This window comes from Sphingobacteriaceae bacterium, assembly GCA_016715905.1.
Lineage (GTDB): Bacteria > Bacteroidota > Bacteroidia > B-17B0 > Aurantibacillaceae > Aurantibacillus.
In genome coordinates, this window is record JADJXI010000003.1 from 471,220 (window position 1) to 486,091 (window position 14,872).

Consider the following 14,872-nt stretch of genomic DNA (forward strand, 5'->3'; position numbering starts at 1 on the left):
AATAAGAAATCCTCGGCAAAAAACCGGGGATTTTTTTATTTCTTTTTATTATAATTAATAATAAATCCTAAGGTGGCTGTGAGTTGTCCGGAATAAAAAGAGTGACTTGCTTTTCCGTTCCCTTTTCCTAAAACAAAAGCGTTTATGTAATTGGCATAAGCACCTTTAGAAACAATTTCGAACATACAAGCATCAAAAAGTTCAACTCTAAATCCGGCTTCTACACCTGCTATTACTCCGGAAATTTTCCAATCGTTATTTAATCTTTCTCCAAAAAGTCTTACATCGGTTCTGGGAAAAACAATTCCACCACCCGGTTTTACAACCACAAAAGCTTTAATTTTTTTGCCTCCATTATGCAATTTCCATTTTTTCAAATAATTAATCATCCAAAAGTTTGCACCATCGGTGTGTTCAAAATCCAGAAAGTCATGAGATAACGTTGTGTCTTTATCTAAAGCAATTCCATCAATCTGACCTACTATATGTACGCGTTGTCCGCGATTAACAACATATTTCGTGTGATCATAATTCATTTCAATGCCACTATTTTCAGAAAAATAATATCCCACTCTAAAAACAAATTGAGGTATTGTAATATTTATAATATCCGGAATTCTATCAAAGTCGGGCCTGTCACTTGCTGTGGCCTGAAGCACTTTAAAATCATAATAATTGTTTTTGCCTGTAGCCGGGTGGTAATTACCGGATAAATCTTTCAAGTGAATGTCGCTTTTGCTGTAAATTGCTCTGGTATAACCCCAGGAACCATAAAAATGCCCCTTTTTTTTACCGCTTAAGGAATCTTGCGCAATAGAAGAAAATAGTACGGCAGTAAAAAAAGTAGTGGCAAGTATTTTCCTCATTGCAATGAAGATTTTTAATTATTCGATTATGGCGCTAAGGTAATGAATATTATCATTTTGCTTCAAATGAACTCGTACGATTTTTTCATGAATTAACGGAAGCGCCAATTCAGGCCATTCGATAAAACAGTAATTGTCACTTTCTAAATATTCGGCAAATCCAATGTCAAGTAATTCCTCTTCAGATTTAATTCGATATAAATCAAAATGATATATTTTTCCATTGGAATAATTGTATTCATTTACTAAACTGAAAGTAGGGCTGGAGAACGAATTTTTACTTCCCAATCTTTCACATAAAGCTTTTATAAAGGTTGTTTTTCCGCTACCCATCTCTCCGGCGAAAATAAAAACTTTTTGTTTACTGAACATTTGTAAAAGTAAGTCTGCGGTTTTAGGCAGTTCATCTAAATCTAAGCGTATGTTTGAAAGCTCCATGTTTTATCATTTGGCAGAAAGCGTGATATAGGGGATAATCATTTCCTCTAAACTTACGCCACCATGCTGAAATGTATTTTTGTAATAATTTACATAATGGTTAAAATTATTTGGATAAGCGAAGAATCTATCTTCTTTTGCGAATACAAACCTTGAGCTTGGATGTAATTTAGGTAAATGAGCATCTGCCGGATTTTTTATTTCAAATACTTCTTTTGGATTATAATCCAAAGCCTTTCCTTGCTTATACCTGAGGTTAGTATTTACATTTTTATCACCTAAAATTTTTGTTGGTTCCTTTACATGAACAGTACCGTGATCGGTTGTGATAATAATTTTAATCTTTTTTTCTGCTAATTGTTTAATAATATCAAATAATGGAGAGTGTTCAAACCAGCTATACGTAATACTTCGGTACGCAGATTCGTTTTCTGCCAACTCCCTGATCACTTCCATTTCGGTTCTTGCATGACTAAGCATGTCCACAAAATTGTAAACAATTACATTTAATTTATTTTGAAACAGGTTGTGTAAGTTGTCAGATAATTTTTTACCGGCGTTGAAGTTTGTAATTTTGTTATAACTTATTTTTATTTCCTTTGCCAATAATCTTTTCAATTGTGCTTGTAAAAACGATTCCTCGTGTAAATTCTTCCCCCCTTCATCTTCATCATCCAACCACTGATTAGGAAAAAGTTTTTGCATTTCTGCAGGCATCATACCACTAAAAATTGCGTTTCGTGAGTATTGTGTTGCCGTTGGTAAAATCGAAAAGAAAGTTTCTTCAGAATCAACTTTGTAATAATTTTGAATGATGGGTTGAATTATTTTCCATTGATCATATCTTAAATTATCAATCAATAATAAAAAAACCGGATCCGGATTATTTAATTCGTGTATAAATTTGTCTTTTACCAAGGTATGGCTCATCGTAGGAACATCTTTTTCTTTTCCATTTAGCCAACTCACGTAATTTTTCTCAATGAATTTAAAAAATTGAGCATTGGCGTCTGACTTCTGCATTTTAAGAACTTCCAACATGCTTTTATCTTGCAGCTTATCCATTTCTAGTTCCCAGTACACAATTTTTTTGTACAATTCCTGCCATTCTTTCCAGCTTAAATTATCGTTAATCTGCATTCCAATATTCCCAAATTCTTTACGGTATTCGGTATTCGTTTTTTCGCTAACCAATCGATTATTATCTAGCGTTTTTTTCAGGGATATCAATATTTGATTGGGATTAACCGGCTTAATCAGGTAATCGGCAATTTTACCTCCAATGGCACCTTCCATAATGTGTTCCTCTTCACTTTTGGTAATCATAATTACCGGTAAATCTGTTTTTAATTGCTTTACTTTAATTAAAGTTTCAATGCCACTTAAGCCGGGCATATTTTCATCGAGTAAAACCACGTCGGGGATGTTGTTTTCCTTTAGTATATCTAAAACTTCATCGCCACTCTTAGCGGTTAACACTTCATATCCTTTGCCTTCCAAAAACAAGATGTGCGGTTTTAATAAATCAATTTCATCATCAGCCCACAAGATTTTAACTTTATCCATAATTTTATTGGTTCTATATGTAAATATACGCGAAATGAAAGAATTTAGTGTGTTGCCTCGCCCAATTAATCACAAATAAAGTACACTTTTAGCAATGGAAAAAAGATTATCTTTAAACTGAATTACAATATGGCTACCCGTAATAAACGAAAAATAATAAATGATCCGATTTATGGATTTATTACACTGCCGGATGATATCATTTATGATCTTATTAATCATCCTTATTTTCAGCGTTTAAGAAATATTAAACAGTTGGGTCTCACCAACCTGGTTTATCCGGGTGCATTGCATACTCGTTTTCATCATGCCATTGGAGCCATGCACCTGATGCAGGAAGCTATACACACACTGAAGTCTAAAGAAATTGAAATAACGAGGGAGGAGGAGCAAGCATCTTTAATTGCGATTTTATTGCATGATATTGGCCACGGTCCGTTTTCCCATGCATTGGAACATAGTTTGGTGAGAGAAATTTCACACGAAGACGTAAGTGGTTTAATCATGGGCCATTTAAATAAGGAGTTTAAAGGAAAATTATCCTTAGCCATTAAAATATTTAAAAATCAATATAAAAAACATTTTCTGCACCAACTGGTAAGTTCACAATTGGATATGGATAGATTAGATTATCTAAAGCGAGATAGTTTTTTTACCGGAGTAAGTGAAGGGGTTATTAGTAGCGACAGAATAATAAAAATGTTGAATGTGGCTAAAGATCAGTTAGTGGTTGAACAAAAAGCCATTTACAGCATTGAGAAATTTTTAATTGCCCGACGTTTAATGTATTGGCAGGTATATTTGCACAAAACTGTTTTATGCGCCGAAACTTTATTGGTTAATATTTTGAAACGCGCCAAAGAATTGTCGGCTAAAGGAGAACTTTTGTTTGCAACTCCGGTTTTTCAACTCTTTTTAAAAAATGATTTTAAGCGCAGTGATTTTGAGAAAAATAAAAATCTGTTGACCGAATTTACAAGGCTTGATGATAGCGATATTTTAGCTTCAATAAAAGTGTGGTGCTACAACGACGATAAAATACTATCCACTTTGTGTTTGAAATTAATGAACAGACATTTAAATCGGATAGAGCTGCATGCAGAGCCCATACCGGTTTCCTTAAAGAATAAATTGATTGAAAAGGCTTGTAAATATTATAATATAAGCAGAAAAGAAGCTTCTTATTTTGTTGCCGTTGATTCGGTTAATAATAGTGCGTACAATGCCAATTCATTTAATATAAATATTTTAATGAGTGATGGGAAATTGGTAGATGTGGCACAGGCCAGCGATCAGTTAAATTTACTTAGTTTAAGCAAAACGGTAACTAAGCACTATGTGTGTTACCCGAAAGAATTGGAATAAACAAAAACTTTTATTACTCAACAATTAACTTCTTCGTGAATTTTTGGGTTTTTGATTGTACCGAAATGAAATAAACGCCTGCGCTCAAAGAATGGGTATTTATACGGGTTATTTCTGTAATATTATTTTTTGTAAAAACCCGTTGCCCCAAAACATTTCGTATTTCTACAAATAAATTAGTATCATTTGAAAAACGGTTTAACTTTATTGTTAGATGGTCGCTCACGGGATTTGGATAAATTTCAAAATCAAGATTATTTTTTTGTAACTCCGGCATACCTATTTCGTTAGGGTCTAATACCAAAAAAGTGCCCATCATTCCGTCGTCTTCATGGTGTAGTAAATGGCAATGGTACATGTAGGGCATCATGTTATCTTTAAAAGTTGTAAACTGACAAATAAATCGAACAATGTCATTAGGTTTCACAAGTATAACGTCTTTTAATCCGCGATATTCCGGTGGCGGAGGCACACCGTTGATATCTAATACATAAAACTGAATGTCATGAATATGGAAAGGGTGTGCCACCATTGTTTTGTTATGTAAGGTCCACACTTCAGTGTTATTCAACAAGGTTTTAATATTAATAGTATCCATGTGAAACGGTTTATTGTTCATCAGGAAAGGGCCATCTACTTTACCTTGTTGTCCGCTGGTAATTGTGTCGGGCGTAAATACAATCAGGCGGGTAGCATCTGCGTTGGATTCTAACAGGGGGACTTTTGGAGTAAATGTAGAAGGTATAGTGGTAACCGGACTTGCAGTTTGCGCGGCCACATCCAATCGAACCAAATTAAAATCGGCACCGTTTAATTTATTGGCATAATATCCTTCCGAAATAACTAAAGAGGCTGTGCCAACGCTGTCTGCGCCAATTATTCCTTTCGGTAATTCTGATGAATAACTTTTTAAATATAATTGCGTTCCTACACTGTATGTTGTTAAGTTAACAAGCACTTCTGCTCTTTCACCCGGTGAAATTCTTACCCGATTGGTACTGTAAGGCGCTGATAACAATCCACCATCGCTCGCAATTAAATGCATATTGGAATTATCAGATAAACCTACATAAAACGTTCTGTCAGAAGAACCGTTAAGCATTCTAAATCTAACTACTTGTTGAGGAACGGATAAAAATGGATCTATCGTGCCATTCACCATCATCACACTATCTTCGTGTGTGGCATGAGCTAATTGCCACAACACATCAAAGGCTTTGGATTGAAGGATTAAGGGAAAATCATCTACTTTATATTTTCGCGGTAAGTTATAGGAACGTTCAACGTTGTCTCGAACTATTATCATTCCTGCTAAACCTCTGGAAACATGCATTTCTGTTTTGCCTTCTCCGTGAGGATGATACCAAAACGTGGCGGCTTCATTTCGCATTTTAAAAGAAGGACTCCAAGTAGCTCCGGGTAATATTAATTGATGTGGACCACCATCGTTGTGAGGAGATACATGAAAGCCATGCCAGTGAACTGTAGTTGCTTGAGTTAAATTGTTTTTTACATTTAATGTAATGCTATCGTCTTTTTGAATAAAAAGAGTAGGGCCTAAAAAATTTCCGTTATATCCGTAAGTAGGTGTATTGTTTAACCCAATGAATTGTTTGGTGCCTGTTTGAATACTCAAACTGAAATTTGTTCCGCTTAATGTGTCAGGAATAAAAAGCGGGTTTTGAGCATGAATCAGTAAAAAAGAAAATAACGATAAACTATAGCTAATTAATTTTCGCATATTAATTTGTTTAATGAATGATTGATATTTTTCGACTTGATATACCGCGTTGAGATTGAATTTGTAAAGTATAATATCCAGATTCAATTTCAGTGGTATTTAATTCAAATAGATTATTTCCTTTTTGTTTATTCATTAAATTTTGAGAGGAAATAAGTCTACCGGAAATATCGGTTACTTTTATTTGAATATCTGAATTGTCACTTAAATTAAAATCAATACTTAATTTATTATTTACCGGGTTAGGAAATAATTTTAAGTCTGAAATGGAATTGTTGTTTTCGAAAACAGATGCCGGGCCGTTCAAAAAAGTACGGATGTTATTAGCCATTTGGGTGGTATCACTTGTGTTAAATCCAACGTAGGGTGAGCCCAAAAGTTGATGATTGTTTCCGGCCGCAATAATAATGGTTGGCATACCCATGCCTCCGTAATAAGCAACTTGAGTTGCACCACTATCAACCGGAATTGAAGTTATACTGTTAGTGTTTACCCAATTTAAAATTGTACTGCATGAATACGTGTTTGTAAATCCAAATGCATAGGATTTTATTTTTCCGGGATATTGTGAAATAAGATTTGATTTTAAATTTTCTAAAGTTTGGCCGGCCGTGATGCATGGGCTGCAACTGGTCATAAAATATTCAATAATTACTACTTTGCCTGAGTTGAGATCGCTAAATAAATTATGAGGACCACCACCATTACAATCTATAACATTAAAATCCATTGCGGTTACCTGCGCGTGCATTTTATTGCATTGTATTGTTAAAAGAATGGTGAATGTGAATAAAGCGATTAATTTTTTCATGGTATTATTTATTAATGATTATTTTTTTATTGGTAACGGATCCATTTACATTTAACTGAATAATGTAATTACCGCTACTGAATTCATTTCCTGCCGGAATAGATATTTTCTGAGTGCCTTGCGTATTTTCTTTAGAAGTAGAATAAATTAGTTTTCCACTTACATCAAATACTTTTATTTCCGTTTCACTTTTTTCGGCCAATTTATAATCTACGATAATATTCTTTGTTGAATTGTCATAAAATGCAAACATGTGATGTGTTAATTCTTCTTCATTTATACCAACGGCTGGGTTTGGATGAATTTGAAAACTGTGTAAGTAAATTCTATCTCCGGTATTTTGTCCGTTGTCGTTTGCGCAGTTGGTAGCATAATAAAAAGTAATTTTTCCAACATTGGTTGGCGGTGCAGTCCAATTTATTATCCATTGATTTAAGTTAGTGGAAACGGGAATATTTCCGGTCTCGGTATGAGTAACAGAATAACGGGTATCACCATTCATCAAGTGATTGATAATTTGCGTTCGCGTTGGCTGTAGTAAAGAAAACTGCCCGGCGTGTGTTGAATCTGCATCTTTAATAGGTTGTAGCTCAAAACCAAATTTGGTAACCGGATTAAGCCCTGAGCCTTGCACTTGCACAGTTAAAGTATATACTTGTCCGGGAAAGTACGACGAATCAGGTGTGGAAAAAATTAAGGTATTATTATTTACTGCATTAGTGATTACCATAGCGTCAGCGTGACATCCAACCTGAGCACAAGTTTCATCATCCGGTGCGCCAGTGCTTCCGGGATGTGCGCCTGAAGATTTTTTAATGGTAAATGCCGCCAGGAAAAAAAGGCTAAGCAACAGAATAAAAGAAATATAAGTTTTATTAAAAATTTTCATTTAATTATATTTTGAAATTTTGGTATATACTTTATCTCCTTTGTCCGACATATCATCATTGGCTGAAACTCCGGAAATGTAAAAATGAACCGGTGTATTTAATTTTTCGGGCGCTTTCCATTTAAAAGACCATTCACCTTTTCCTTTAGCAACAGCATCAGTTCCGTTAAATGTGTAGGTTACATATTTTCTATCTTGCAATTTATATCGATTGTGCACGATTTGAGTTCGTGCAGAATCTGTGATTAAAAATTCCCCACAATTTTGATTATTGTTTCCTTCCAATACTAAAGCTTGAAAACCAAAACGGGTGATATTGTTATCTTCTATTTTAACTTTCAGTGAATAAATTTTACCGGCTTCAATTTTTTCAGGTTGTCCTTCAATTTCTAATTGGAGCATGGCTGTTCCCGAATTAACTATGTGATCATCATGACACCCGGATTCAGTACAATTTCCTTCACCAGGGGCACCGGTATGTGATGCGGGCGCGCCCGAACTAGAGGGCCCCGGACCATACGCGGAAAGGATAGTGACAAGAATTAATACTACAATTTGGAGAGAATATTTTTTTACTTGCATAGAATTCACAAGTTAAAGAAAATATAATAAAAATAAAAGTTAAAAAATCAGTTTATGAGAAGAATCAATTATTTCCTTTTTTCGCTGGTATATATCGCTGCAACCCCAAAACTTAATGATTTGAAATTGGAATTAATAAATCCGCATTTCTCAAGAATAGCCGTAAAATTTTCATTGTTGGGAAAGGCTTTTACACTTTCAGTTAAATAGGAATAGGCTCTGGGATCTTTGGAGAAAATCCGTCCAATTATGGGTGTGATGTAAGAAAAGTAAAACGTGTAAATTGCTTTGATAAACGGATTTTTGGGATATGAAAATTCAAGAATTACCATTTTCCCTCCGGGTTTTAATACTCGCAGTAAATTATTCAATCCCATTTCCAGATTTTCAAAATTACGAACACCGTATCCAATAACAATGGTATCAAATGAATTGTTGGGATAATTAAAATTTTCTGCGCTGGCTTGTTCCAGTTTAATAATATTCTCGAATCCTTTTTTTTTAATTTTCTCTCTACCAATTTTCATCATTCCTTCACTAATATCAATTCCAATAATTTGTTGAGGTTTGAGAACTATACATTCTAACGCAAAATCCGCTGTTCCGGTGGCCACATCTAAAATAATTTGTGGTTTATGATTAAGTAAAAGTTTAACACATTTTTTTCGCCATCCTTTTTGAATTCCGAACGAAAGTAAATTATTCAGAAAATCATAACGGTGTGAAATATTATCAAACATATTGGCAACCTGATCTTTTTTGGCCTCAGAATTTTTATACGGAGTTATTGAGTCGTGTTGCATAGTTTTAATTTCTGCTAAGTTCAGCAGCGGTAAAGAATAAAATAAAATTGATTTTATTTTACAAAATCGAGTTTAAGAGCTTCTTCTAAAAATTTTTCTTTATTGATAGGGGCAACTCCAACCTGTTCACAAACCAAGCCGCCTGATAAATTGGCCAATGCAGCAGTTACAATTTCATTGCATTCTAAAGCTCTGCACAACGAAGCTACGCTAATTACAGTATCACCGGCGCCACTTACATCTGCGATACTGCGCACGTGAGCTTCTAAATGTTCTTTTGTTTTTCTGGAATTGGTAATAATTCCTTTTTCAGCAAGGGTTACTAAAATAGTTTCTGCTTTTAATTTCACTCTGAAACTACTGATTGCTCTTTGCAATTCTGCAATATTATCTGAACTAACATCAAGTTTTAAACCGTCTCTTAGTTCTTTTAAATTGGGTTTAAACAAACTCGCTCCCTTATAGGCATGAAAACTTTTCTTTTTAGGATCCACACAAATTGGAATCCCCTTGTTTTTACTTAGTTCAAATACTTTACTGATTAATTTGGGCGTAATTAATCCTTTATCGTAATCTTCAAAAATAATTACGTCAATTTTATCGTGTTGAATGATGTGAGAAATCAGCATTAATAGTTGTTGTGTTTCTAGCGCTTCAATATCACTAACGATTTCATCGTCTACTCTTAATAGCTGAGAATTGTTTCCAATCACTCTTGTTTTTACAGTGGTAATGCGGTCTCTGCATTTTAAAATTCCCTTTTGACTCAGTTTTTGATTTCGTAATAAATCCAAAAAGGCAAGTCCTTCATGGTCTACACCTACTACCGAGCATAAAATGGGATTTGCACCTAATGCTTGTATATTTAATGCCACGTTTGCAGCTCCGCCTAATCTTTTTTCTCTTTTAGTAACGGCAACTATTGGAACAGGAGCTTCGGGAGAAATGCGGCTTACTTTTCCCCACAAATAACTATCAATCATTACATCTCCAATAATTAACACATTCAGATTATTGAAAGAGCGGAAAATTTCGCGGATGTGTTCTTTTTTTACTGATATTTTCTTCATGTTAAAGGACAAAATTAATGAAGTTTCGCTAATGCGTTACCCATTCTTTTTAAAGCTTCAATTAAATTTTCTTCGCTGGTAGCGTAAGAAAAACGTATGTAATTATCACTACCAAAGGCAGCGCCGGGAACCAAAGCCACATGTGCCACATCTAATAAAAATAGAGAAAGGTCGGTGCCATTTAATATAGTATGATTCTCATATTTTTTTCCGAAATACGCACTTATTTCAGGATAAACATAAAATGCACCTTGGGGTTTATTGATTTTTAATCCCGGAATTTTTTGCATCAATTCTAAAACTAAATCTCTTCTCTTCATGAATTGGTCGCGCATGGGTTTGATATAGGTTTCATAATCCAATTCCATGGCTTTGTGCATAGCTTTTTGCGTAATGCTACAAGTGGCAGAAGTGAATTGTCCTTGTATTTTATCACAAGCTTGAGCAATTACTTTTGGAGCAGCTAAAATTCCGCCTCTCCAACCGGTCATGGCAAATCCTTTTGAAACTCCATTTATAGTTATCACGCGATCTTTAATAAAATCAAATTGCGCAAAACTTTCATGTCCGCCCACAAAATTTATGTGTTCGTAAATTTCATCGCTTAGGATGAAAAGATCTTTGTGCTGAGCCACAACATCTGCCAAAGCTTTTAATTCATCTTTACTGTATACGCTACCTGTAGGATTACAAGGCGTACTAATCATGATGAGTTTGGTTTTTGGTGTGATGGCTTTTTTTAATTGCTCGGCACTCATTTTAAAATCGTCGGCAATGGTAGTTTCAACTATTACAGGAACGCCTCCGGCCAATTTTAATATTTCAATATAACTTACCCAATACGGAGAAGGTACAATAACCTCATCACCTTCGTTAACTAAACACAATACGGCATTGGCTATACTTTGTTTAGCGCCGGTACTCACCACAATTTCTTCGGGTGTATAATCTAAATTATTATCCCGCTTAAATTTTTTACAAATGGCCTCTCTCAGTTCTAAGTAACCAGAAACATGGGTATAGTAACTGAAATTGGTATTTACCGCTTCTATAGCTGCGTCTTTAATTATTTGAGGAGTTGTAAAATCCGGTTCGCCTAAACTAAGGCTAATGATATCAATACCTTTAGCTTTAAGTTCGCGGCTTTTGCGAGCCATCGCAATGGTTTGCGATTCGGAAACTTGATTTACTCTGTTAGAAAGAAACGACATGATAGAAGGAATAAGAAGAGTATGATTTATCCGAGATAATTAATTATTTAATTTTTTTCTTTTCAACCTGCAAAACTTCTTTTGTGGTTTCATCATATGCAAAAGCAATTACAGTAATATGCTTGTCCTTGAAGCCGGCAGGTAAATTGTATGGAGTAATATTTACGGTTACGGAATCGTTAGATGCAATGGGAGCAGATTGTAAAGCTTGACCCCACGGACCATTTAAATCGCCTCTTAACATATGCATGAATACATAATTTGGAATTAAATCTGGGTTTTTAGAATAATCGGTTTGTGGGCCGATGACACTGTCTTCAGTAATAATAACCTGCAATTTTACATTGTTTGTGTAGGTAGCTGCAAATTTTGCTTTTACTTCGGTATTTAATACTCGTGTACCTTCATTATAATTGGTTTTCAAATCCAAACCTAAATAATAAGTGTCATTTAATGCCAATGAAACGGTAGTTGGCCATTTATCTTCTTTTTGAATTAAACCATGATCAGGAAAATTCTTTCTATTCACCATTCCATTTGGATTTCCGGCGGTTCCTATGCCGAAACCGGTATTTGCATCCCATTCATTTCCGGCAGTAGTTGTGTAAGATGTTGGATGAGAAACGGAAGTTTTAGCAAAAAAACCTGCATGAACAGCAATAGGAATTACTTTTCCTTGATATTGATTGTATAAATTTTCTGCTACGATAGCTGCTGCAGGACAATTACCGCATTTATGCCCCGTGTAATCTTCAAGTAGCACTTTTCTAACTTGTGTATTGGTGTTAACAACAGGGGTGGTTGTAGCGTTTTGAATAGGGTTACTTACCTTATCGCAGGAGTAAAGGCCTATGATGAGAAAAAACAAAACTGTTAAATTTGAGTTTTTCATTGCTTTAATTTTATATAAATATACTAAAAACTGCTGGTAATTGAAATAGCCACTCCGTTAGAAGCAGGTACATTTCGACAAACACCTCCTACACAGAAAATTCCTGCTCTTTGCTTACCAAAACTAAAGGCTATCCGGTGCGGACCCGTTGAATATCCTGCGGTTATTAATCCATAATGCAGGTTTAAATCTCCGGCTAATTCCTTCATACCTGCATCTGCAAGCGCTTTTAAAACCGGAGAACTTTCATTAACAATTTTAGTGATATTAGATTTGTTGGGATTATCATAATTAAACTGATCTAGTACAGCTATAAAAAAGTGAGTGCTTGGAGTCCACTCAATTAAATTTGTTGTCCAACTTCCGGCATTCGGGTTTGAGGCATTATGTGTGAAGTATCCTTGAGATTCAAAACGAATGGCAGCGCCTGATTTATATTTCCAGGTAATATCCACAACAATAATATCCGAAAAAATATTATCGTAACCGGCAAATTTAGAACCAAATTGTACAATATTTTTATTGTAAAACTGATGTGCATACATGAAATTTCCTTTCACTTTTTTGTTGAATTTTTTGGAAATTTCTATAAAGAAATCTTGGTAATATCTTAAAGCAGAGAAATTAGAAACGTTACTTTTTTGATAAGTTGGTATTCCGTTCACGTCTGTCAAAACACTATCTACATGGTGTGTTCCATTATTGAATTCTGCAAAATCCCATTTGGTTGTATATAATTTCATGGTAGAATTAGAATCATTAACCCCGTATTGTTTTAAGCCACTGGCGTGCGAATAATTTAGTGTTATGTCCATCCCATATTTACCTCCTAATAAAGAACCTTTTTTAACCTTGTATGCAATTTCAATCATACCTCCAACTTCACCGCGAGGCTGAGTTGCATAGGGATTAAATGCTGGCATTAAATAAGTGTGTTGTCTTGTGGTTGCTGGGAGGTAATTGATTAATAAGTTTTGCAAAGAGGCGTCTCGGTCACTTCTGTAACCCATATTGTCAATTCGTTTTCCTTGAAATAAGATAGAAAAGCCTTTTGTTGCGTATGAAGTTGAGAGGTAGAAAGCTTCACCATTTTTATAGGTGTAATAATTTTTTCCGTTCGCAGAAACTTTATTATCTGCGCTTGGATCATTTTCTTTCATTACATATTCTGCAAATAAGTTAAAACCCTCATGTATAATATTGATTCTTCCTCCATACGAAGCCACATTTTCCGGCAAAACCAAGTTCGGATCTTGGTCGGCCTGAAATTTACTCACAAAGCTTCCGCCAACAATAAATTTGGTTTTAATTTTTGCTCCAATTGAATCCAATGCTTCGTTAATATTCAGTTCACCGTCAAATCCGCGTACAGTTCCTGGTCCTACGGTAAAAAAAGTTCTTTGTTTGCCAACTAATCCCTTTAATGTTAAACCTTTCATAGGGTTAGATATAACTCGAATTCCGTCTAATGAATTATCATATAATAATCCGGGTTCATAATAGGTTCTAAACAGCAAACCACTTCCGAATTGCTCGTAAATATTTCCAATAGTAATATCTAATAAATTATCCTGGTATCGGGCAAAGCGATTTACAATTCCCTGGCCTTTATATCGGGCATCAAATCCCTGCATTACGCTGTTGTACGCTTCATAGCGCATACCGGCACTAAATTTACCTTTTTGATAATTTAAATTTCCAAAGGCATTACTCAGCATTTTTTCAGGAACCTTTGGAGCCCCAATTAAACTATCGTAGTTATAATATTGGGCATCAATTTGAAAATTACCGTGTATTGAATTTATCTCATCACTCACGGTTTGAGCCAATGCGTTTGACAGATTAACAAGAATAAAAAATACAAGGATGAATGCAACTTTGATTCTGAATAGATAAGCCATAGATGAACAAAAATAACTTTATTTTCAAAGAATAGCCAATAAAAAAACCCATGTTTTAACACGGGTTTTTGTTGATTTCCTTCTAAATTTTGGTTTAGTGTTCTAATTTTTCGCCGGCGGCTACTTTTTTAACATTCTCATATAATTTTTCTTCATCTCCCTCCGAAAAACCGGTATGACTCCATACAATATTTCCTTTGCCATCAATAATAAATGTTTGAGGGGGATTATTCACATTCATAGCTCTTTTGAAATCCTGATTTTCGTCTATATAAATATCATATTCCCATCCCTTGGTTTTAACAACCGGACCAACTTTTACAGAAGAACGAGCATCGTCTATACTAATGGCAATAAGTTTTACTCCGGTTTCCTTCACCCAATCTCCATATGTTTCGTGAATGGCATTGAGTTCAGCAATACAGGGTTTGCACCAGGTAGCCCAAAAGCTAATAACCATTGGTTTTCCGTCATTTGAAAATGAAGTAGAGTTGATTTTAGAGCCATCCAGTTTTTTCATGGTGGCGTTTGGTATTTTATCACCATCTCCGGCTAATGTAATTAATGTGGAGATTGATACAAAAAGTAGAGTTAATGTAAATTTTTTCATAGCTAAATTTATTCATTTACTTTCAAAAATCAAGCCATAATACAGGCTACTTATTCAATTTAAGCATGATTTAACAGATTTTTAGAGCTTTTTTATTGACTTCCAAAAAGCGTTTATTTATTTAGGC

Annotated in this window: 14 protein-coding genes; 1 reads left to right on the top strand and 13 read right to left on the bottom strand. The window is 34.7% G+C overall.

The features are described 5' to 3' along the window. Nucleotides 1-35: 35 nt before the first annotated feature. Genes IPM51_02440 through IPM51_02450 form a run of 3 tightly spaced genes read right to left on the bottom strand, consistent with a single transcriptional unit; the run spans nt 36 to nt 2,870 of the window. Nucleotides 36-866, bottom strand: coding sequence for a hypothetical protein (locus IPM51_02440; protein ID MBK9283160.1), 831 nt, complete (start codon nt 864-866; stop codon nt 36-38). 18 nt (nt 867-884) lie between these two features. Next, nucleotides 885-1,304, bottom strand: a complete 420-nt coding sequence (tsaE, locus tag IPM51_02445; protein MBK9283161.1) for a tRNA (adenosine(37)-N6)-threonylcarbamoyltransferase complex ATPase subunit type 1 TsaE — start codon at nt 1,302-1,304, stop codon at nt 885-887. Between the two features lie 6 nt (nt 1,305-1,310). Then, nucleotides 1,311-2,870, bottom strand: coding sequence for a PglZ domain-containing protein (locus IPM51_02450; GenBank protein MBK9283162.1), 1,560 nt, complete (start codon nt 2,868-2,870; stop codon nt 1,311-1,313). A gap of 129 nt (nt 2,871-2,999) precedes the next feature. Between IPM51_02450 and IPM51_02455 the strand changes: the two genes are divergently transcribed. Next, a complete protein-coding gene (locus tag IPM51_02455) occupies nt 3,000-4,235 on the top strand; it encodes an HD domain-containing protein (protein MBK9283163.1) in 1,236 nt (411 codons plus the stop codon). A gap of 13 nt (nt 4,236-4,248) precedes the next feature. Here the strand turns inward: IPM51_02455 and IPM51_02460 are convergent, their stop codons facing one another. The 10 genes from IPM51_02460 to IPM51_02505 form a co-directional block, all read right to left on the bottom strand. Beyond that, nucleotides 4,249-5,976 (bottom strand): multicopper oxidase domain-containing protein, encoded by a 1,728-nt coding sequence (locus IPM51_02460; protein ID MBK9283164.1) that lies wholly within the window; start codon nt 5,974-5,976, stop codon nt 4,249-4,251. Nucleotides 5,977-5,986: 10 nt separating this feature from the next. Continuing rightward, nucleotides 5,987-6,787, bottom strand: coding sequence for a T9SS type A sorting domain-containing protein (locus IPM51_02465; GenBank protein MBK9283165.1), 801 nt, complete (start codon nt 6,785-6,787; stop codon nt 5,987-5,989). Between the two features lie 4 nt (nt 6,788-6,791). Then, entirely contained in the window at nt 6,792-7,676 is an 885-nt protein-coding gene (locus IPM51_02470) for a T9SS type A sorting domain-containing protein (GenBank protein MBK9283166.1), read from the bottom strand. Then, nucleotides 7,677-8,258, bottom strand: coding sequence for a hypothetical protein (locus tag IPM51_02475; GenBank protein ID MBK9283167.1), 582 nt, complete (start codon nt 8,256-8,258; stop codon nt 7,677-7,679). A gap of 68 nt (nt 8,259-8,326) precedes the next feature. Continuing rightward, nucleotides 8,327-9,061, bottom strand: coding sequence for a bifunctional demethylmenaquinone methyltransferase/2-methoxy-6-polyprenyl-1,4-benzoquinol methylase UbiE (gene ubiE / locus IPM51_02480; protein ID MBK9283168.1), 735 nt, complete (start codon nt 9,059-9,061; stop codon nt 8,327-8,329). Between the two features lie 53 nt (nt 9,062-9,114). Continuing rightward, complete coding sequence (locus IPM51_02485) at nt 9,115-10,131, bottom strand: D-glycero-beta-D-manno-heptose-7-phosphate kinase (GenBank protein MBK9283169.1); 1,017 nt, start codon at nt 10,129-10,131, stop codon at nt 9,115-9,117. Between the two features lie 14 nt (nt 10,132-10,145). Then, nucleotides 10,146-11,342 (bottom strand): pyridoxal phosphate-dependent aminotransferase, encoded by a 1,197-nt coding sequence (locus IPM51_02490; GenBank protein MBK9283170.1) that lies wholly within the window; start codon nt 11,340-11,342, stop codon nt 10,146-10,148. A 43-nt stretch (nt 11,343-11,385) separates the two neighbouring features. Beyond that, on the bottom strand, nt 11,386-12,234 hold the full coding sequence (locus IPM51_02495) for an Omp28 family outer membrane lipoprotein (GenBank protein ID MBK9283171.1): 849 nt from the start codon (nt 12,232-12,234) through the stop codon (nt 11,386-11,388). Nucleotides 12,235-12,257: 23 nt separating this feature from the next. Then, nucleotides 12,258-14,135 (bottom strand): hypothetical protein, encoded by a 1,878-nt coding sequence (locus tag IPM51_02500; protein ID MBK9283172.1) that lies wholly within the window; start codon nt 14,133-14,135, stop codon nt 12,258-12,260. 94 nt (nt 14,136-14,229) lie between these two features. Further along, a complete protein-coding gene (locus IPM51_02505) occupies nt 14,230-14,745 on the bottom strand; it encodes a TlpA family protein disulfide reductase (GenBank protein MBK9283173.1) in 516 nt (171 codons plus the stop codon). Nucleotides 14,746-14,872 lie beyond the last annotated feature (127 nt).